Below are 21,297 nucleotides of genomic sequence, written 5' to 3' on the forward strand. Positions count from 1 at the left end.
TGAAAATACAAGCTAAAGATTGAGTGATCAAACCAACTATAAACTTATTTATAAAGATATTATTCAAATGAATTTTCCTTATAAAATATTAGTGTAATATTGTGTTTATATAAACTTAAATTTGTTTATTATTAAATCATATTGTGTGTTTCTATAAACTAATTAAAAACCAATTAATATAACCCAAAGAGTTTAACTATATCAATAACAGAGTGAACTTAAACCTATGATTTATTAAATTAAAAGAAGTCTATAGGTAGTAGCTTCAGTTAATTGTTACATTCATAGTCATTGTGAACTTTCACAATGACTATTTGTTTAATGACTTAAATATTAGTGTAGTTTATAACTAATTTTTAAATATTTGAAATATTTCTATATATTTGTAGCCTTTAAATATATAGAAATATCTTTTTATTTATTACCTATGAACTATAAATTGCTATATGATATCATTGATTTGATGGAGGATTTTGAAATTAATTCAAATGAATACTATCCAAAAGATATTAATGGGTTCAAAAAATGGATTTCAGACGAACATATTAAAAAGTTAGATAGGGAAGAACCTGATTGGGAGGGCAAAGAAAATGGTAGATCCCCTGAAAGTGTTATATCTACGCTTTTCGTTCATCTTAATAGATATGGCAAAAGTTATTCAAGATCATTAATGTATGATTCTCCTTTTTCGAGTCAAGATGATTTTATATTTTTAATTAATTTAAAAGCATTTGGTCCTATGACTAAAATGGAGTTGATTAAGAAGAATATACAAGATAAACCTGCAGGAATCCAAATTATTAATCGACTTATAAAACAAGGTTGGGTTGAGCAGCATGATTCTGATTTAGATAAAAGAAAAAAGGTCATTCATTTAACTGAATCTGGTGTCCAAATATTAGAAGAGTATATGGATAAAATAAGAATGGCTACAAATATTGTTAGTGGTAATCTATTATATAGTGAAAAAATACAGCTTATAAACTTATTGAGCAAATTGGATTTCTTTCATAAACAGATTTTTGAAGAAAATATATATGTTTCAGAATTGCTTGATAAAGCCAATGAAGAGTATCTTAGAGTAAATAAATAATCTTAATAATATTTTTTTATTTTATGATGTTGAATTATTTTCTTAAAAACATCTCCAGTTCTAAAAATAAATAATTGTAATTCAGCTTAAAGAAATTAAACTTTTTTCATAAGCAAATTTTTGATAAAAATGCGAAAATAGAAAATTTGTTAGATGTAGCAAATGAAAAATATTTAACGGTAAACAAAATTTTGAATAAAAGTAATTTAAATTGAAGTTAATATAAATAAAAGAAAGTAAGTTAAATGAATAACTTACTTTCTTGATAAATTACTTTTAATCCAAAACCTACTAGATTAATATTAACAAAAATAATTATAATTGTTTAAAATAGTATTATTTGATACTTAATATTTTGTATAAATTTAAATAATACGTTTTTTATTAAGATTATGAATCTTTACAAAAGTTTTTACATTAATTAGGTTTATATAAATTATTGATTTTGATGAATATAGAAATTATTTATTTAATGATTATTTATTTTCAATTATAAATTGAAGATAATTTTTAAATCTTTATATAAAATACTATTACCTTTTGTAGTTAATAGTATTTGATTTTTATTTTCTATAATAAATTCTTCTTTTTTAATAATTATCGTTGTATTTTTTCAGCCATTTTGTTATTGTATTTCTACTTAAATTGAAATGCTCAGCAATTTCTATATTTTTTAATTTGTTATTTTTTTTAAATTTTAAAATATATAGAATTTCTTCTTCTGAATAAGTTTTAAATTTATTATTTCGATTATTTAAACTATTTCCAAAAATTAATTTATTTAAAGTAAGAATATCAAAAATGTTAAGATTATCTTTTGATAAAATTTTAGTGCATAAGTCTTTTTTTTCAGGATACAAATCACTCAAAATATCCTCAAAAATTAGTTTATAATTTGGGCTACTCATAACGAAATTAATTACTATATTTTTTTAACCACTTATATAGAGTATTCTTAGGTATATTATATCTCTTTATAACTTCAGAAGGAGTCATTTCATTTGAATTTATTTTTGAAAGAATATAATCTATTATTTCATGGGTATATACATTTTTTTTAAAGTTAGGTAGTTTACTTTTAATATTGTTTTCTGATTTATTTTCTTTTGCAGAATATAATATTAAATGTTGTGAATAAATTCTAAAGAAATCGTAATCTAACAATTTAGAAAATTTAAGGATTAGATTACTTTCTAAAGACTCTTTTTTATAAATTTCTAATAATTCTGCGTTAGTTAATTTTAAGAATTTACATAGTTTTTCAGTACTGTAATCTAATTCATCAACTCTTTTATGAATCATACTACCTAAATGGATTTTATAAAATAAACTCATTTTGTCGTATTTAAGATTAAATAATAAGGTAGTAAAGAGAGTACAATTTAAATTAAATCAATACTATAGTAATATTTATTAATAGAATTGATTATTAATTAATAAAGATTTATGTTAATGATATGTAAGTTAAAATAATTATTGTAATTATAATAACAATAATATCTGTATAAGATATTTGTTTATTAGAAGTCTTAAAATTTTTAAATCTTTTAGTCATTGTATAATTAAGAAATTTATTTTTTTTACAAATCAATAAGTTAATCATTTGTATTTTTCTTTTCTTAAATGTATTGTTAATTTACAAAATATTAAAATAAAAAGAATAATAATTTATTCATAAATTAATAGTTGTCTTTAATAGATTCCTTAAAAATACTTATAGCCCTGTCTCGAGCAAAATTATGAGGAATTATAGGAGAAGGATAATCATTAGTTCCAAATTCCATCACCCACTTTTTAATGTAAAGTGATTCTCGATCAAATTTCTCTGCTTGAAGAATTGGATTAAAGATTCTGAAATAAGGTGCTGCATCGCATCCTGATCCAGCAACCCATTGCCAATTACCATTATTTGCAGACAAATCATAATCGTTTAGTTTTGATGCAAAATAAGCTTCGCCCCAACGCCAATCAATGAGTAGCTGCTTGCATAAAAAACTTGCTGTTATCATCCTTACTCTATTATGCATAAACCCAGTTTGATTAAGTTCTCTCATTCCTGCATCTACAATAGGATAGCCTGTTTTTCCATCGCACCATAATTTAAATTCTTTCTCATTATTCTTCCATTTAATAGCACTATACTTGGCTTTAAAAGGTTGTTGAACAACATACGGAAAATAATAGAGTATTTGCATAAAAAATTCTCTCCAAATTAATTCATTTAACCACGTTTCATTGTGCTTTATCGCAAATGCGACACATTTTCGTATACTAATAGTCCCGAATCTAAGAGCTATACCTAATTGTGTTGTACCTTGTTTAGCGGGATAATCTCTATAAGAATGATAATTATCAATGATTTGAATATCTAATATAGGTTGTTCAAATAAAATAGAAGTTTTCAAAAAACCAATTTCTTTCAGTGAAAGAATCGTTTTGAATTCTGTTTTCAAAAATTTACTATAATCAGGCTTATGACATTTATAATCTTCAGTTTTCAAAATCTGTTTCCATTTTTTTGCATACGGAGTATATACTGTATAAGGAGAACCATCTTTCTTTAAAATATCTTTCTTGTCAAAAATTACTTGATCTTTAAATGCTTTAAACGAAATGTTATATAACTTAAAATAATTGTAAATTGAAGTATCTCTTTTAATTGCTAAAGGTTCATAGTCACGATTACAAAATATAGAATGAATAGCAAACTCTGTAGAAAGTTGCTTAAAAATTTTGAAAGGATCACCATAATATACATGGAGACTTGTCCCAAAGGATTTTAATTGATCATTAATCTTTTGAAGCGCTTGATGAATATAATCCACCCTCTTATCTTTCTTGTCATCCAGTTGTCGTAGAATACCTTCATCAAAAATAAAAATAGGTAACACATGAACTCCAGATGAAAGAGCGTGGTACAGTCCAACATTATCTTCTAAACGAAGATCTCTTCGAAACCAAAAAATGGAAATTTTATTTTTCATTTAAAAATGGATTATCATTTCGATTATGTTCTACCCAAACCAAATTCGATATATCAAAACCAATTTCTGAAGCTAATGCAAGAAAGTTTGTTTTAATATTATCTGGAATATCTTTTGTTCTAGATAAAATCCATAAGTAATTTAGATTTTTACCTATAACCAATGCATATTGATAGTTTTTATCCAAAGCAATTACGTTATAACCAGCATAGAAAGGTCCAAAAAAGCTTACTTTTAGCTTTCCTATTTGCTTACCGTCTCTAAATTTTGCTTTACCTATAGCTTGCTTCCATACTTGTTTATCCTTATTAAATCCGCTATTTGAAACCATCAGATTTCCTTTTTTATCAAAAGTGTAGTTAGCGGAGACATTATCCAAGTTTTTTTCAAAACGAAAATCTAAACGAGCGATTTCAAACCAAGTACCTAAATACCGATCAACTTCAAAATTTCGAACAGCTTCTGCCTTTTTAGGAATAGAGGAACATGAATTGGAAAGTATTAACAATCCTATACAAGCTGTTTTCAATAGTATTTTATTTTTCATTTTCATGAGATTTTGATTTAAATAGTTTAAAAAAATAGAGAACTAAAAGAAATTGCGTATATCCATACACAGCATCTTCTATTGGTATAGTTCCCATTCTGATTCCCAAAAAATCATCATTATTATAATTTACAATTGGCGACTCTAATCCTGTACCTGTTAGAATACCATTTACAGGAAAGAAACCAAGCATAAGAATAGTGAAAACAAACGAAGCTTTTCCTATCCAATCTACACAACGAACAAAGTGTAAGTATAGTAAAACAACCAATGTTATAACAGCTGTTAATAGGGTATAAATTCTATCATAATAAAGTAAAGCAACGATTGAACAAACAATCACACTAAAAAAAACAATCAGGTTATTAAAACAGGAAAGCCAATCTAATTTAAAAAATTTATCAAAGCAGAAATAGGTAAATATGCAGGAAAATGGTATACAAATAAAAAACAACCATTCTTCTAAAGGTAGACCTCCTATAAAAAAACCAAGTGTATAATCTGTATTAAACCACCATACTTCTTTAGCTGTAAAATAAATATCCCATGCAATAAATGGAACAGCTACAACAAGTGCTGCCTTAAAAAAAGCTCCAAAATGACGGTGAAAAAGAATACGAGAATCAAAAGATGATAAGAAACAAATAATTATTGTAAAAAATAAAATCAAAATATAAGTATAGGACATCATTTTTGCGCAGAATTAAAGTACATTTTAAAATACTTGAAAGGAACATATAGAAACCCAAAACATTCTCCATCATCTTTATTTAGATGCTTATGATGTTGTTTATGAGCCCTACGAAGAGCAAGAAAATACGGATTCTTTATTCGTTTAAAATAATTTAGTCGTTGATGAATAAAAACATCATGCACAAAAAAATACGCCATGCCATAAAGCATAATTCCTACCCCTACAAAAAACAAGTAACTATAATTATTGAGCGAACCAAAATACATCAAAGCAATAGTCGGAATCGCAAATATCACAAAAAAATAATCGTTTTTTTCAACTGATCCTTTATGGCTATGATCATGATGATCTTTGTGGAGAAACCATAAAAATCCATGCATCACATATTTATGAATAAACCATGTGACAGGCTCCATAAGTACAAATACTAGCAATACTAAAAATAAATTCATACACCTAAGTATTAAATAATTGCTTTAATACTTGATGACGATAATCAAATATTCTATTCAACTTTTTTTTCACCAAAAGAGAATGAACAACATTTCCCAAAACTCCAAAAGGAAGCTCATATTCTACTGTATCTTTCATTAAAATCCCCTTTTCATTGGGAATAAATTCATGAAAATGTTTCCAATATTTATATGGACCTTTTTGTTGAAAATCTGTAAAACTTTGCTGCGGCTCTACTTGAATAATTTTTGTCTGCCATTTCAAAGGAATACCCAATAGCGGTGACACACTATAATCGATAAGCATACCTTCAAAAATTGGCTGATCCTGATCTTCTGACAAAACTGTAAAAGCCATATCTTTAGGTGTGATTTCCGAAAGATTCATTGGAGAAGAAAAAAATCGCCAAGCTGTATCAATATCACAATACAGCTGTTGTTCTCTATACAAACGGTACTTCATCACTTATTTGTTTAAAATTTTTTCAATATTTCTACGCAAATTTATAGACGTTATTTTATGCCAGTTTTCTGATAAGATTTGCGTATCTTCTTCAACCTTTGAATAGTAGTTCAAAAATGAGGGTGCGTTTTTTTGTACCGATAGCCGAATGAATCGCAATTCCAAATTTTCAGGTTCTATACGTATCGCCTCCTCTATATTCTTTTTACCTTTATTAAAAGTTTTAAGTTTATTTAAAGGATGAGACACATGTTTAGCATTGATCGTTTGTACAGCTCCTAGATAACCCAAATAAATAGCGGATTTATTTTTTATACGTTCTAATTCAGCTATTACATTTACACATAATTCTTTGTCATTAGATAACTTAGAATAATTAGCCCTTACCTCTTCAAGAACTACCTCAGTGTCATTTATAAAACCTAAAAATCCCACAATGAGAAACCCTAACATTTTAATCATAACCAAGCAGCTTTATATCTTATGTAACTTTTAAACGCAACAAAAGCTTTTTCAGAATTAGCTATTCTAATTCTTCCATTTAAAATTTCTTTGGATGATTTTTTTTTGATCTTCTTAAACAAAGAAAGATAATATTTGTAAGCAAGATAAACACCAAAAATTGAAGAAGCTGGAAGTTTTTTAATCCCAATCAACGCTTCATCAAATTCTTCTTCTATTTCTTTTTCAATTGCGTATTTTATCTTATTATCAAAACCACTTATATCCACATTCGGAAAATAAGTCCTTCCCAAAATATGATAATCCTCTTTCAAATCTCGAAGAAAATTAATTTTCTGAAAAGCAGAACCCAATTTCATTGCATAAGGTTTTAATTCTGCATACTTATCTTTATTACCATCTGTAAAAACCTGTAAACACATGAGTCCTACTACCTCAGCAGAACCTAAAATATAGGTTTTGTATAAGTCCGAGTCATATTCTATTTGTTGCAAGTCCATTTCCATACTACTCAAAAATTGATCGATAAGTTCTTTATCAATCTTATAATAATTTACAGTCTCTTGAAATGATTGTAAGATGGGATTAAGCGATATCCTCTCATTTAATGCATGTAAAGTTTCTTTTCGTAATCTTTTTAAAAGCTTCTCTTTGTTATATGCATGAAAACTATCTACGATTTCATCTGCCAACCTTACATAACCATATATCGCATAAATAGCCGATCGAATACAAGGTTTTAAAGCGAGAATCCCCAAAGAAAAACTTGTGCTATATTTTTGAGTTGTCATCTTACTCACCGAATAAGAAAGCTCATCAAATAATTGTTTCATATAGAATTATTTTTTTATTTTGTTGATCTCATTGGCCACTATTTTACCAGATATAATAGAGGGAGGAACTCCTGGTCCAGGAACAGTTAACTGACCGGTATAAAATAAATTTTTTAGCTTTTTATTTCTTATTTTAGGTTTTAATACTGCTGTTTGATCAAGTGTATTAGCCAATCCATAAGCATTACCACCATAAGCATTATAATCGGACACAAAATCTTTGACACAATAACTTCTTTTAAATTCAATTTTAGATTGCAAATCTACAATACCTGTATGCTTTTCTAATCGTGAAAGCATTTCCATTAAATACTTCTGACGCACAAATTCATTGTCATCTATTCCTGTTGCAATCGGCATTAGTAAAAACAAATTTTCTTTCCCTTCTGGTGCAACAGAATGATCAGTTTTTGATGGACAACAAGCATAAAACAAAGGTTTTTCAGGCCATCTTTTCTTTTCGTATATGCTATCTATATGTAGATCTAATTCATGTTCAAAGAATAATGTATGATGTTTTAAATGCGGAATAGTTTCATTAAAACCAAGATAAAAAATCAAACTAGATGGAGCAAATGTTCTTTCTTCCCAATAGTCAGCCGTATAATTTCTATATTCTGCGTTCAAAAGTGTTTCTGTATGATGATAATCAGAAGAAGCAATCACTTCATCAAATTCATAGATTTCATCATTTATAACAATGGAACTTACTCTTTTATCTATTACATTTATTTTATCAACATTACAATTAAAATGAAAGTGCGCCCCTTGTTCTTCTGCTACTTTTTTCATTGCTAATACCAGCTGATAAAAACCTCCTTTAGGATAATAAGTACCTAATACGTAACCGCCATAATTCATCAAACTATACAATGCAGGAATCTTTTCAGGAGATGCGCCCAAAAATATAACTGGGAACTCCATCAAAGCTCTCAATTTCTTATCTTTAAAATATCGTGCAACATATGTTCTGAAATTAGAAAGTAAATCCAATTTCAATGCATTTTTAGCAATTTTAAGAGATACAAATTCAGTCCAATTAGTACAAGGTTTATGTACAAAATCCTTCATTCCTACTTCATATTTAAATTTGGCAGATTTCATAAATTTTTCTAATTGAAAACTAGCTCCTTTCTCTATTTTTTCGAAGGTTTCTTTTAATACTTCAAAATTTTCAGGTACATCTAATTTTTCATCCGAAAAAATCATCTCAAATTGAGGATTTAACGATATCAATTCAAAAAAAGAAGAAGTGGCATAACCAAAATCCTCAAAGAAATCTTGTATAACATCTGGCATCCAATACCAGCTAGGTCCCATATCAAATACATAACCTTCTTCTGTTTTTAATTGTCTTGCTCTTCCGCCTGGCTGATTATGTTTCTCAAATACATGTACTTCATGTCCTTGTTTCGCTGTATAAGCAGCAGCTGATAAACCAGAAAATCCAGACCCAATAATGGCTATTCTTTTTTTCATATCTCGTTTTTAACTTCCTTTATATGTAGAATAACCATAAGGAGATACAGTCAATGGTACATGGAAATGCTTATTCCCTTTAATGCGAAAAACAATCTCGATAAAAGGATAAAGTGTTTGCAATTTTTTACTATCAAAATAAGATTGAATATGAAATACGAGTTTATAAACACCGTCATTATTTTGGCCATAAGGTAAAAAATTCCCTATTCTACCATCTTTATCTGTTATTTGAGTACTTACCTTAGTCCACGAATTGTCTACATTCATTTTCTCTAATGTAACCGAAACAGATGGTGCAGGCTCTCCTGTAGAGTTATCTAAAATATGACTGGACAATTGATAGATTTCTACTTGAGCACTACAAAAAGTAGAAAATACTACTATGAGTAATATTAAAATTCTTCTTTTCATATTTTTTCTTATTTAATAATTTTAGCAAATGTAATAAATAATAGTATAATAAAATACTAATAAATATAAAATAAATTTTAAAACACACTATTTGTTGTAGCCAAATCTATTTATATATAATTTTAAAAGAATTGAAATGATGATTACGGTGAGATTTTAAAAAGGTATTATTTAAATGTAGTTTACATTGAATTAAAAAATTATAGCTATCTAGTTAAATTATTATTTTTAAGAGTTAATAAAAGATTTATTCAAAAAATAATAATTTATGTTTTTATAAATATTTTATTGATTTGTTAGGTAATGTTTATATTATTTGATAAATTCTATAAAAAATTTCGTTATTTATTTAATAATAACTAAATTTAGTTAAATTAACTAATTTAATATGACTATGAGACGAGTTTTATTTCTATTTCTCGATCATTTCTCATCTACTTACCTTTTATTGTTTTGCTTTTTTTGTTCAATTTATGTTAATGCTTATAATGTTGAAATAAAAGAAAGAGATGATTCTATTCCAACAATTTCTAAAGGTTTAGTAACAATAAAAGAAAATACGACTTTTTACATTTCTAAAAATACAATTATATCTAATTGTGAAATTAAAGATTCTATTAACCATGAAAAAAATATAAAAAAAAGAAAATCAAAAGAAAAAATCAAAAGAAAAAATACAAATAACTCAAATCTTAAAAAAAGCAGAAATAATTCGTATGATTTATCTACACTAATAAATAAAAAAATATGTTATTTACCATATAAAGAATCAACATTTTTCATTAGTAGTAAATCAATTCTTTTAGCACTCTATACTATCAATTCTTTTAATATAATTATTTTTTATTCAAATTCTTTTAATAAGAATTACGAACCTAAGATTAAATTAAAACTTTCAACTTATAATTATATTTTTTGTGATTATGCAATTTGCTTGTCTCACTTAGAAATACGCTCTCCTTCATTATTTAGTTAATTAATTAATATTTCTACTGCCAATCAAAGATTTATTAATTAAACAACTACTATAAACATGAAAAATATTATACAGATTTTTTTTCTATTTTTTATAACTATATCACCTAATTTGACATTTGCCCAACTTAATTGTAATGTGGAAACTAAAATTGTAGCTCCAAGTTTTTCATCATCTATTGTTTCGCAAAGAACGGGCCTTATTGGATTAGCAGTAGGCTCTATAGCTAATGCAGGCAATGTTGTGAATAATGATACAGATGATTACGCTTCAATTAATATAACTCTAGCAGTAGCAGGTACAGCTACTCTATCTGTGGCAAGTGGTCAGCAATTTGATGCAGGACATCTAGCAGGATTTGAGATTTCAAGTACAAATTTGTTAAATGTTGATTTATTGGGAGGGATTTCAATCAGAACTTATTTAAATGGTGTAGAACAAGAAACATCCAATGCAAATAATTTATTATTAAATGTAGGTGCTTTAGGTGGTACGTCCCGAGGTGTTATGGGTTTTATTACAACAAAACCATTTGATGAGGTTCAATTTAGAATATCAACTTTATTGAATCTTAATTTATTAGGTAGCACACGAATTCATAATATGATAGTGAAAAAATTATGTTTAGGATCAGCGCCCTCTTGTAATGTAGATACTAGAATTGTAGCTCCTACATATCCAGCGGTTGTTCAACAAATTCGTACCGGAACGGGAGGAGTGACTGTTGCTTCAATAAGTAATTCAAATAATGTTGTGAATAGTGACATAAATGATTATGCTTCAATTAATATAACTGCAGCAGTAGCAGGTACAGCTACTCTATCTGTGGCAAGTGGTCAGCAATTCAATGCAGGCTATTTTGCAGGATTTGAAATTTCGAATGCAAATTTGTTAAATGTTAATCTATTAGGAGGAATTTCAATCAGAACTTATTTAAATGGAGTAGAGCAAGAAACTTCAACTTCAAATTCGTTATTATTAAATGTAGGCGTTTTAGGTAGTGCGCCTCGCAGTGTTGTCGGTTTTGTTACAACAAAACCATTTGATGAGGTTCAATTTAGAATGTCAACATTATTGAGTGTTGATTTGTTAGGTGAGACAAGGATTTATAATATGATTGTCAAACAATTTTGTGAAGGACCAGCATTTGCGTGTAATACGAATACATTAATAGGGAAGAATCAATATCCTGTTAGTATTGGTAATAATACAGGAGTTACAGGCATTGCAACAGTCGGTAATATTGTAGATATTGATCATATATTAGATAATGATCCTTTAACATATGCTAGCATTAATATTCCGGTGGGAGCACTTAGTACAGCGACAATAGCTATTCACAAACAATTGACACCATTTAGTGTAGGAGCATATGTTTCTTTTGATGTTGAATTTACAAGTTTGATTAATGTAGCTGTTCTGCCTAAACTAAAACTTCGATTATTAAGAAATAATGCACAAGTAGGGATTATAGAAGGAAGCAATTTCCTTTTGGGAGCAAATGTCGCGACCAACATCCGAAAGACATTAGGATTTAAAGCGCCTGCCGCATTTGATGAAATACAATTAATTTATGAACAACCTGTAGGAATTTCGTTAGGAACTATTAAGATATACGATCTATATCTCCTGAATCCATGTCAAAATCCAATTGATTGTAGTACTAATCATCCTATTGAAAACACACCTACTCATCCAGTTGTTATTAATCAGTTTAAAACAGGGTTAGAAGGTATTGTTTGTGCTTTATGTAGTGTAAGTAATTCTCAAAATTTGATTAGTCCTTCTACTACAGATTATGCAACATTAAGTTTAGGTATTGGTGTTGCAGGAAAGGCAGGAATAAGCGTGTTAGATTTAACAAATATTTATCCAACTGGTACTAATGTAGGATTTACAATTGCAGATGTAGTCGGTATTGTAAAATTAGATCTTTTAGAAACATTTTTTATTAAAACTTATTTAAATGGCAATTTGCAAGAAACAATAGCAGGAACTGATTTATTAGATTTATCTTTACTGGGAATAATAAATGTAGGTACGGGTCAAACAAATTATGGCTTTAAAACAACCAAACCGTTTAATGAAGTAAAATTTGAAATATCTTCTTTAGCAAGTGTAATTAATACTATCAATATATATAATCTAAAAATAGATGTAAGTAATCCAACTGCGAATGATGGAAATCTAATTTGTCAAAATAATGTATGTGTTAAACAAGGTGATTTTTCAACTGCAGGTATACCATCTACAGGTATAGGAATATCGTCTTTAGCTTCTCCAAGATCAACATGGCCTGCTGATGTGCCAAATGGCTTTGTTGTATTAGAATCTAAGGATAAAGGTTTTGTCATTTCGAGAGTATCTAATCCAGCAAATGTACTACAACCACAGGAAGGAATGTTAATTTATGATACCAGTGCGAGTTGTATCAAATTGTACAATGGAGCGACTTGGAAATGTATATCAAAATCTTGTAACGAATAATGGTTTTAATTATGAAAAATCTTGTTTATTTTATATTAATTTTAAGTGGTTTTTCTTATGCTCAAGTTGCAATAGGAAAAACAAACGTTGTAGGTTCAAATACTTTATTAGATTTTGATCAGAGTCCTACAAATTCAAAAGGCATTATTTTACCTGCTGTAACCAATACTACAAATGTATCACCTACTAATGGAACATTTGTCTTTGACATTAATACAAAAAAGGTACGTATGGTTGAAAATAATGTATGGAAAGATCTCAGCGATATAGGAAATACATCAAACCTTATTTCAAATACATCCAATGATATAGGAAATGGGGTCATTATGGGTGCTGAAACTTCTGCAGCAACAGGTATTTTAGTATTAGAGGCTACGGATAAAGCCATGGTATTACCAAAAATTTCGAATCCTCATTTGACCGTCAAAAGTCCCTATGCAGGAATGATGTGTTATGATACAGTGAGTAAAACGCTCGCTGTATTTGATGGAACAAATTGGAACTATTGGAAATAAAAATTTGAAGTTTCAAAATTAAAGAATAAAACCTAATGATATTTTTTATATTCATTGGGTTTTATTTTTTAATGAATGTTCATTTAATTACAATAATGTTTTATCACTATATTTATTAAAACAATAACTATGAATCGCTTCGATTATAAATTCCTTAAATATAAAATAGAATTTGAAGTTTGTCCTGAACATAATGAAAATCCCAAATTTATTGAAAGTGCTAATGGTTATAGTATTATAGCTTGTTGTGAAAATTTTAAAACTAAAATGATTGAAAAATCTACTATTTTAGTTAATGAACAAACTCTTAAAAATCTAGACGAAATTTTAAAAAAAGCATTAAAATAATAATTTGTTTTTTCCTTAATTACTAAGAATCATTAAAACGTATTCTTTATATTTTGAATTTTACATAATTTTATTGATATCTATGAGTTGCGATTTATTATAAAATCTATCATTTATTTTTTTAATTCTTTTGTAAACTTGAGGCATCCAACTAAAATTAAGAAATTCAAAATGTTATATTCAATGTTCTCATTGAATTCCAGACAATGTTTTTTTTAAAATCTACAAAATTTTAATAAATTAAATCCTATAACAATATTCGATATATAAATTTGAGAGGTAGAACAGAAGAAGAAATTATAGATTTGCTTGTAAAAGGAATTCATGAAGTTAATTCAAGTTTTCCTTATGAAATTATTTCAAAAGAAACCGAAGCAATAGCACATAGTATAGCTATGGCTAAAAAAGGTGATTTTGTAGTTGCTTTAAGTGATGTGGTAACTAATGCAATAGAAGTTGTTCAATATCATTTAGATCAAGAGATTAAGAATAATCTCTAATATTTTCTCTTTATTTTCTAGCAATCAAAAATCCCTTAAGTTTAATAAAACTTAAGGGGTTTTTGATTTTACAAGAATTAATTTATTCTGCTAATGGGTTGATTTGGTCTGCAGTAGGAAAATCTTGTCCAGTAGTCCCAATTGTTTTATTCAGTTCAAATTTTGCTACATCCGACATTGTAGCTCCTCCTTCCAATTCAGCTTTGTCTAATAAATCAAGTGCTAATTTCTCTTCTTCTCTTTGTTCAGCAACCAACCATTGTAAGAAATTCCATGTAGCCCAATCTTCTTCATCCTTGCTCATTTTTACAATTCCTCCTCTTTCTTGTACGTATTCCATAACTTTAACCATATGTACGCGCTCTTCCTGTGAGTGTTTCATCATAAAATTTTTGATTCCATCCAATTGATTTTCGTCTGCCCAGCAAGCAAGCATCAAATACATTTGCGCGGAAAAGGCTTCTAAAGTGATTTGATCATTTAGAGCTTTTTGTAATGTGTTAGAAATTCTAGTTGTATTCATTTTGATGATTTTATTTATAAATTAAAAGTTGAATTTTTGAATCAAATACATCATCTACATATTAATATTTTCTAAAATATTGATGTATTCATATATTGATCTCTATTGAGTGATGGTTATTTTTGAGTTGATTTGATTGCCCAAAGCATAAGTAATGGTTGTAAAAATAATCTTGCTAAACGCTTTTGATCCGTATTTAGACCAAATCCATTTCTATGATTTTTATATTGTGCCCAATTTCCAGGGAATACAGCAGCAAAAAATCCCGCAGTAACTTTACCTACAAGTTCTTTCTTTTTTTCCGATACTAATATAATTGAACTACCAAGTGCTATTTCTACAACTCCCGAATATACAACAGTATCATCTTTCTCTAAGGGTACCCAGTTAGGAACTTGAGCTTTGAACTCTTTTCTCGCAATTGTTAAATGAGTAATACCTGCTACCACTAAAAAAGCACCTAGGGTATAACGAGCTATATTTTGTTTTGTTTTCTTTTTCATAATTATATTTATTTAATATTTGCCATCCAATTAAATCAAATATTCTTTCCGATTTTATGATTGTAGTTATAAAATATGAATAGAAATTTATTTTTTTATTATTTAGTTGGTCGATCAAAACCAAAGGTTTCTAAGCGACTATCTTTTTGGTTAAGAATGATATTTTTTTAAACTTGAGCTATAACCATCGAAAATGTAATTCCATTTCCTCCATAACCTAATGCAAATAATGTTCGATCACCTTTTTTCCATGGTCCCATATAAGGTAAACCATCATTTGTGGAGCTAAAAGTTCCGCACCAAGCCATTTCGGTATTGAATTCAATTTCTGGATATAATCGACTAAATTTACGTTCAAGAGTTTTGATTTTTGTTCGAAGTAAATCATCTCTTTTATCAGGATTTTGAAAATCTTCATCTTCACCACCAACTATCAATCGATTATCTTTTGTTGTTCGCATATAAAGATAAGGTTCTGCTGTCTCCCATATTAAGCTACGATTTGGCCAAACCATTTTTTCATCAATGGGAGCCGAACAAATCGCGTAAGTAGATAATAAATTCATTACTTTTTTAGGTAGAAATTGACCAGCTTCAAAACCAGTTGCAACAATTACATACTTGCAAGAAATAGTATGTCCATGCTCCGTCAATAGTTCGCAATTGTTCTTATTTTCGTCTATTTTTTCCACTTTTGTATGGGTAAAAATCTGTAATTGATGTTTTTCTTGATGATACTTTAATAAATTGATAGCGCCTTTATAAGCATCCATCTGGGCAGAAGTATCATTTTGCAATGCAGCAATTCCATCAATATTTTGGTAAGTTTTCAATTGCTTAGCATCTAAATACTTCACAGGCAAACCGACTTCTGTTCTTATTGCATATTCTTCGTCTAACAATTTTACACCTTGCTGATTACTCGCTAATAAAACTGTAGGAACACGTGTAAAATCAGCATCAATATTAGTTTTTTTGAATATATTTTCTATATCTGTAATAGATTCCAAGCAATTGAAATAAGCATCAATAGCAATTTTTTCGGGAACAATATTTATTAATTTACTTAATGGGGTATCAATTTCGTATTGCAATTGAGCAGTACTTGCTACAGAACTTCCTGTAGAAATTGTTCGTTTATCGATAAGAGCGCATTCTATACCTGCTTCACATAATTCGTGCGCAACTAAAGCCCCTGTAATTCCAGATCCTATGATGGCAACATCTATTTTATAATTTTTGCGAAGAGGATGATATAAGTCGAAAAATTCGTTTTTAACAATCCAAAAAGGTAATCCAGAATGTAAATCCATATTATTTAGTTGTGTGGTTTAAAAAACACACACTAAAACCGAGCCAATAATTTTAGTTATCAATTGTTTATTCGAATAGAGAGTAATATTAAGTTTAAAAATTTCTTTAATGATAGAAAATAATTATTATATTTGAATTGGAAAGTTATATAACATAAATTATTGATATTAAAATGTATTATCCATTATTTCACTATATGATTGTGTATGTAGTTATAAATATTGTAAATACCAAGTTCTAGTTTTGTAAATCTTTTTGATATAATGTATCAATTAACAGATTTTGGATAAATTACAATCTTGAATAGAGTATAAGTTTATTAAAGTGATATTTAATTATAATAAGATTATATAAACACTAAGTAAAGTTTAAGTGTTGATTTATAGTTAAATATAAAAAAATCTTCATATTTCTCAAATAGAGTAATTATAACTCAATATTTAATAAATGCGCAAAAAGTATATATATTATTGCCCAACTATATGTTTTTGTATTCATTAAAATGTTAAATATATTCTAATATGATGGTTATCATTTTATGTATAAATATACATTTTTACTTTTGAAAACCTTTTATTAAGGTATTTATCAACCAATTAAAATTTAAATATGAAAAAAACAAAAGCTTTTTCTTTGCTTTTATTTCTCTCCAAATTTGTTTCTGCTCAAATAGGAATTGGTACAACGGTACCACAGTCATCTCTTGATGTTAATGGAAATATGATGCTTAGAAAAGAACTTAAGGTAGGAGGATCTAAAACTACCGATGGTAATACCGGGAATTACAATGATATTCTTGTTTCTCAAGGGGATGGGGGTGCTCCATTATGGAAAAATGCCAAAGTTGGATTTTATGAAGATGGAGAATATAGAACCACAAGTAGCTTTATTAACACAAGTGAGAATGGGTTGTTATTTGATATCAATAGTAACGATGGTATCTTGACAAGTTCTTTAGGAGAACTATTAGTCACAACATCATCTAAGTGGAAAGAGTTGTCAACTGATTTAAGTGCAAAATTTACTGTAAGCGATCCAAAAAACAAAATTAATATTATGTTTCAAACAGGAGTTGAATCAGGAAACACTGGGACTTCTGCAAATCAAAACATAAAATTTATGTGTGGTATTTTTATTGATAATGTTTTGGTTGCATTAAGAGCGGACCAAATTGACGGAATTCCTGATAAAGGAGCCAGCAATCAGTCTATTTATACATTAAATTATACGGTAAATGATGTAACTACTGGTGAACATACATTGAAAGTAGGTTGTAGAAGAATTTCTACAACAGGTACTAACGTAGATTTAGTAATAGGACGCGCATTGAATGCCTCAACTGTAACAAATAATTTTATGTTACAATCTGTATTGAAATTTGATGTTAATGAATTAGTAAAAGTTACAAGATAATTAAGTATGAAAATATTCAATTCAATACTACTAATAAATTTAGTATTTATTAGTTCTTCTTTATTTGCTCAAGTAGGTGTCAATACCAATACACCAAGAACGACTTTAGATGTTCAGGGAGATTTAGGGATTAGAAGTAAAATCTATTTAGGAGGAGATGAAACTACTATTGGAAAATTAGGAGAAGTAGGATCGGTTTTAGTATCTCAAGGAACGAACCAATCTCCGGCGTGGAAAGTTTTGAGACGACCTGAATTTAAACCTGAAACATATTATCTTATAAACTATGAGGCATCTAGTACAGATGTTGGTTTGATATTTAATTATAATAGTACAGAGAGTAGAACACAGTATACAAAAAATATGACTTTGTCTAATTTTTTAGGAAATTCTGCGAATAGTAGTGGAGTAATTGATGGATTAACAAAAACATTTAAAGTAAACAATTCTGTGAATAAAATCGGGTTGGTTTTTGAAACGGTGGTTCATATCAATTCATCAGCAACAAATCAAGGTGTTGATTTTGCGTGCGGGGTATTTGTGGACGATCAATTAAAAGGAGTAAGGACATTTACATTAAATCAACCGACTGCTTCTGTAGGACCTTTTTATACATTTACTTTACTTGGTTCAGCTGAGAATCTTCCTAAAAAGGAATATACGGCAAAAGTTGCTTGTAGAAGAAGAGCCTCTATAGGTGGATTCACAAATACTACAACAAGTACTTTTGGAGTTGGAAAAGCCGTTCGTTCAAATATTAACGATTTTATGGCGCAGTCAACTTTAAGAGTAGAAGTATTGGAAATACCAGATCCTAATAATAATGAACCTGTTTATAACTAACAATTAACCCATTATGAAAAATAAGATATTTATCTGTTTAGTCGCAATCAGTCCAAATTTATTTTCTCAGGTAGGAATAGGAACTGAGAAACCTCATACCACGTTGGATATAAATGGTACGACAAATGTTTCCAAAGAAATCAGATTCAACGGAACAGATGCAAAAATTGGAACAGCTGGTAAACAAGGCGATTTAATTTCAGGAAATGCATTAAATAATAATTTCTGGAAGAATTTTGACTTACCTGAAGGATTTTTAGAAGGAATGGTTTTAACAGGATCATTTGTAAATTCAACCTTTAATGGAGTAAGTTTTCCTGGACAAGGTAAGGCAACTGAGTTTGCTGTAGCCTATACAAAAGGACAAGCAATGAATTTCCCTTCAGATTGGAAAGAACTTTCGGATTTAAATCAGAAAATTAAAATTGTAAAATCAGTTAATTTGGTGACGGTTTCTGTGCAAACATTGGTACAAACAAGTAATCAGAATAGTAGTTTTGCTTGTGGCATATATTTAGATGATAAATTAGATTTTGTTCGGTTAGGTACTGTAAATTCGGGTGCAGGTAACTATAGAACATTAAATTTGAATGCGACACTTTTAAATATGGCACTTGGTGAGCATACAATAAAATTTGCATGTGCTGAAAGAAATATACCAACAGGTACAACTTTAAATATAGGAAAGCCTATTATCACTACTACTAATCTAAATGACGAAATGGCGAAGACTTCTTCGGTTATTTTAGTTTTAGAAAAGCCATAATTTAAAATATTTAATGAAATTTTATTTTTATTCAGCTATTATTTTAAACACTTCTAGATTTTTTAGAAGTGTTTTTTATATAAATATGCATCAATCTTAATATAATAAATAAATTTAGCTAATAAGATTAATCCAAACCATGTTGATTCTTTAAAAAGACCATAAATATTTCTTATAAAATACTAAAAAGTATTAATTATAACAATAATAGTTTACTGATAAACATGATATAAATTGTATACTTAACACTAAAGTATTGTTTTTATGGAACATAAATTTTTACTTTAAAGTATTGGAACAAATACAGAATGAAGAAAAAAAAGTAGATTTATTAACTAGAAATATAATTGATGCTTTATATCAAATGATTACGTTTTTACAGAATTTATTGTATGAAGTTAGGAGCACTTCATCAAAAAAAGGATTTAACAATCAAGAAGAAGAAATATACTTTTTCAAGAAAATTAAACCTCAAATTCTGGGTAAATTAATTTATTACAATAAAATTTATCGAATTGAAACGAACTGTCCTTTTCAAGAAGGTAAAATGTATTACAATTTTTTTTCTAAGCAATTGGTAAATCTCAAACGCGAATTTATGGAACATATATGTAGCTCTGATTTTTACAGGTACTATCGTTCAGGTAGAAAAGATCGAGATGAAACCTATTTTAAGAGAGGAAATATTAATTTTCATGAAGGGCTCAATAGCGTAGTATTTGAAATTGATCCTGAATTCTCAACCTTTTACGATTATAAAATTGCAAGAATTATTTCCTCCGAACTCTTATATTCTTACCTCATAACCAAAATCAATCCAGACGAAGATTCCGAAAATGGAATATTAAAATCTGAAAATTCGCAAAAAGATTTATCCTGGACAGATAGTAAAAACGCACTGATTGAATTAATTTATGCTCTTTATGCATCTGGAGCAATTTCTCATGGTAAAATTGGAATTAGAAAATTAAGTCTAGTTTTTCAAATTTTATTTAAAATTCCAGTGGGTGATGTTCACCATTCCTTTCATCGCATGAAATCAAGAAGCGGTTCGCGTACTATTTTCTTAGATTATCTCAAACTCTCATTAGAAGAATACATGGATAGAGAAATATAAATTCAATACCCATTTATGCCAATTGGTAAACCTTTTAATAATTGATTTATAACTCAATTTAAATAAAGTTTTCTACTATCAATCAGCATATTTTGCTCTTCTATCTAAAATAAACTCTCTTGCCAATTGGCATTACTTGGCTTTCAAAGCTTTTATTATATTGAATTTTTGTATCAAAATTTATTAATCTTAAAGTTTTTTGATATGAATATTGACCGAATGGAATTTTTAGCGTGGATGGAACGTCTAATGAATCGTCTTGATTTATTGGGAGAAAATATGAATGATTTTCACAAAAATAAAACTTCAGTAGATGGCGAAGAATTATTGGATAATCAGGACGTTTTACAAATGTTGAAGATTAGTAATCGTTCCTTACAGCGATATCGCTCAGATGGGCGGCTTCCTTATTATACCATCAGTGGAAAATTATATTACAAATTATCAGATGTACATGCATTTATTCGAAATAGTTTTAATTCTTCTGCTTCAAAAAGAAAAGCCAATGAATGACAATCATTACCAATAGCTGTCAGATCAAAACTTGTTTTTATCAATCTTTTATTTTCGA

General features: G+C 28.1%; 25 protein-coding genes. 11 read left to right on the forward strand and 14 right to left on the reverse strand.

What is annotated here, in order from left to right; translation table 11 throughout:
• Nucleotides 1-427 precede the first annotated feature (427 nt).
• Nucleotides 428-1,093: a MarR family winged helix-turn-helix transcriptional regulator gene (locus FH779_RS06945; RefSeq protein ID WP_180906524.1), complete on the forward strand. Its 666-nt coding sequence runs from the start codon at nt 428-430 to the stop codon at nt 1,091-1,093.
• Nucleotides 1,094-1,683: 590 nt separating this feature from the next.
• Here FH779_RS06945 and FH779_RS06950 read toward each other — a convergent pair.
• The 11 genes from FH779_RS06950 to uraH all read right to left on the reverse strand — a co-directional run bounded on the left by FH779_RS06950 (nt 1,684) and on the right by uraH (nt 9,346).
• Entirely contained in the window at nt 1,684-2,001 is a 318-nt protein-coding gene (locus FH779_RS06950) for a helix-turn-helix domain-containing protein (RefSeq protein WP_180906525.1), read from the reverse strand.
• A gap of 7 nt (nt 2,002-2,008) precedes the next feature.
• Nucleotides 2,009-2,428 carry a transposase gene (locus tag FH779_RS06955; protein ID WP_180906526.1) on the reverse strand — a complete coding sequence of 140 codons (420 nt, stop codon included), beginning with the start codon at nt 2,426-2,428 and terminating at the stop codon, nt 2,009-2,011.
• 344 nt (nt 2,429-2,772) lie between these two features.
• Entirely contained in the window at nt 2,773-4,077 is a 1,305-nt protein-coding gene (locus FH779_RS06960; RefSeq protein WP_180906527.1) for a cryptochrome/photolyase family protein, read from the reverse strand.
• Nucleotides 4,067-4,624: a lipocalin family protein gene (locus FH779_RS06965; protein ID WP_180906528.1), complete on the reverse strand. Its 558-nt coding sequence runs from the start codon at nt 4,622-4,624 to the stop codon at nt 4,067-4,069. The genes FH779_RS06960 and FH779_RS06965 overlap by 11 nt, the downstream gene beginning before the upstream one ends.
• Nucleotides 4,614-5,315, reverse strand: a complete 702-nt coding sequence (locus FH779_RS06970; protein WP_180906529.1) for a lycopene cyclase domain-containing protein — start codon at nt 5,313-5,315, stop codon at nt 4,614-4,616. Before FH779_RS06970 ends, FH779_RS06965 begins: the two co-directional genes overlap by 11 nt.
• Nucleotides 5,312-5,770: a sterol desaturase family protein gene (locus tag FH779_RS06975; RefSeq protein ID WP_180906530.1), complete on the reverse strand. Its 459-nt coding sequence runs from the start codon at nt 5,768-5,770 to the stop codon at nt 5,312-5,314. The genes FH779_RS06970 and FH779_RS06975 overlap by 4 nt, the downstream gene beginning before the upstream one ends.
• A gap of 4 nt (nt 5,771-5,774) precedes the next feature.
• The gene (locus FH779_RS06980) at nt 5,775-6,233 is read right to left on the reverse strand and encodes an SRPBCC family protein (protein WP_180906531.1); all 459 of its coding nucleotides are present in this window, start codon (nt 6,231-6,233) and stop codon (nt 5,775-5,777) included.
• 3 nt (nt 6,234-6,236) lie between these two features.
• The gene (locus FH779_RS06985) at nt 6,237-6,695 is read right to left on the reverse strand and encodes a hypothetical protein (RefSeq protein ID WP_180906532.1); all 459 of its coding nucleotides are present in this window, start codon (nt 6,693-6,695) and stop codon (nt 6,237-6,239) included.
• Nucleotides 6,692-7,528 (reverse strand): phytoene/squalene synthase family protein, encoded by an 837-nt coding sequence (locus FH779_RS06990; RefSeq protein ID WP_180906533.1) that lies wholly within the window; start codon nt 7,526-7,528, stop codon nt 6,692-6,694. Before FH779_RS06990 ends, FH779_RS06985 begins: the two co-directional genes overlap by 4 nt.
• Nucleotides 7,529-7,534: 6 nt before the next feature.
• Nucleotides 7,535-9,007 carry a phytoene desaturase family protein gene (locus FH779_RS06995; protein ID WP_180906534.1) on the reverse strand — a complete coding sequence of 491 codons (1,473 nt, stop codon included), beginning with the start codon at nt 9,005-9,007 and terminating at the stop codon, nt 7,535-7,537.
• A gap of 9 nt (nt 9,008-9,016) precedes the next feature.
• Nucleotides 9,017-9,346 (reverse strand): hydroxyisourate hydrolase, encoded by a 330-nt coding sequence (gene uraH / locus FH779_RS07000; protein WP_244958040.1) that lies wholly within the window; start codon nt 9,344-9,346, stop codon nt 9,017-9,019.
• A gap of 469 nt (nt 9,347-9,815) precedes the next feature.
• Here uraH and FH779_RS07005 point away from each other — a divergent pair, with 469 nt between their 5' ends.
• From FH779_RS07005 to FH779_RS07025, 5 genes are all read left to right on the forward strand, one after another.
• Nucleotides 9,816-10,397: a hypothetical protein gene (locus FH779_RS07005; RefSeq protein ID WP_180906536.1), complete on the forward strand. Its 582-nt coding sequence runs from the start codon at nt 9,816-9,818 to the stop codon at nt 10,395-10,397.
• A 111-nt stretch (nt 10,398-10,508) separates the two neighbouring features.
• On the forward strand, nt 10,509-12,884 hold the full coding sequence (locus FH779_RS07010; protein WP_180906537.1) for a hypothetical protein: 2,376 nt from the start codon (nt 10,509-10,511) through the stop codon (nt 12,882-12,884).
• A gap of 11 nt (nt 12,885-12,895) precedes the next feature.
• The gene (locus FH779_RS07015; protein WP_115002034.1) at nt 12,896-13,399 is read left to right on the forward strand and encodes a hypothetical protein; all 504 of its coding nucleotides are present in this window, start codon (nt 12,896-12,898) and stop codon (nt 13,397-13,399) included.
• Between the two features lie 129 nt (nt 13,400-13,528).
• Nucleotides 13,529-13,747, forward strand: coding sequence for a hypothetical protein (locus FH779_RS07020; RefSeq protein WP_180906538.1), 219 nt, complete (start codon nt 13,529-13,531; stop codon nt 13,745-13,747).
• Between the two features lie 272 nt (nt 13,748-14,019).
• On the forward strand, nt 14,020-14,247 hold the full coding sequence (locus FH779_RS07025; protein ID WP_180906539.1) for a hypothetical protein: 228 nt from the start codon (nt 14,020-14,022) through the stop codon (nt 14,245-14,247).
• Nucleotides 14,248-14,329: 82 nt separating this feature from the next.
• Here FH779_RS07025 and FH779_RS07030 read toward each other — a convergent pair whose 3' ends face one another.
• The 3 genes from FH779_RS07030 to FH779_RS07040 form a co-directional block, all read right to left on the reverse strand.
• Nucleotides 14,330-14,770, reverse strand: coding sequence for a ferritin (locus FH779_RS07030; protein ID WP_180906540.1), 441 nt, complete (start codon nt 14,768-14,770; stop codon nt 14,330-14,332).
• A gap of 116 nt (nt 14,771-14,886) precedes the next feature.
• A complete protein-coding gene (locus FH779_RS07035) occupies nt 14,887-15,273 on the reverse strand; it encodes a DoxX family protein (RefSeq protein WP_180906541.1) in 387 nt (128 codons plus the stop codon).
• Nucleotides 15,274-15,440: 167 nt separating this feature from the next.
• Entirely contained in the window at nt 15,441-16,586 is a 1,146-nt protein-coding gene (locus FH779_RS07040) for an NAD(P)/FAD-dependent oxidoreductase (RefSeq protein WP_180906542.1), read from the reverse strand.
• 634 nt (nt 16,587-17,220) lie between these two features.
• Here FH779_RS07040 and FH779_RS07045 point away from each other — a divergent pair.
• From FH779_RS07045 to FH779_RS07065, 5 genes are all read left to right on the forward strand, one after another.
• Complete coding sequence (locus tag FH779_RS07045) at nt 17,221-18,000, forward strand: hypothetical protein (protein WP_180906543.1); 780 nt, start codon at nt 17,221-17,223, stop codon at nt 17,998-18,000.
• Nucleotides 18,001-18,006: 6 nt separating this feature from the next.
• Entirely contained in the window at nt 18,007-18,843 is an 837-nt protein-coding gene (locus FH779_RS07050; RefSeq protein ID WP_180906544.1) for a hypothetical protein, read from the forward strand.
• A gap of 13 nt (nt 18,844-18,856) precedes the next feature.
• Entirely contained in the window at nt 18,857-19,609 is a 753-nt protein-coding gene (locus tag FH779_RS07055; protein ID WP_180906545.1) for a hypothetical protein, read from the forward strand.
• A 292-nt stretch (nt 19,610-19,901) separates the two neighbouring features.
• On the forward strand, nt 19,902-20,726 hold the full coding sequence (locus tag FH779_RS07060) for an RteC domain-containing protein (RefSeq protein WP_260442852.1): 825 nt from the start codon (nt 19,902-19,904) through the stop codon (nt 20,724-20,726).
• Between the two features lie 204 nt (nt 20,727-20,930).
• Nucleotides 20,931-21,239, forward strand: coding sequence for a helix-turn-helix domain-containing protein (locus FH779_RS07065; RefSeq protein WP_180906546.1), 309 nt, complete (start codon nt 20,931-20,933; stop codon nt 21,237-21,239).
• Nucleotides 21,240-21,297 lie beyond the last annotated feature (58 nt).

The sequence above is a fragment of the Empedobacter falsenii genome (assembly GCF_013488205.1).
GTDB classification, from domain to species: domain Bacteria; phylum Bacteroidota; class Bacteroidia; order Flavobacteriales; family Weeksellaceae; genus Empedobacter; species Empedobacter falsenii_C.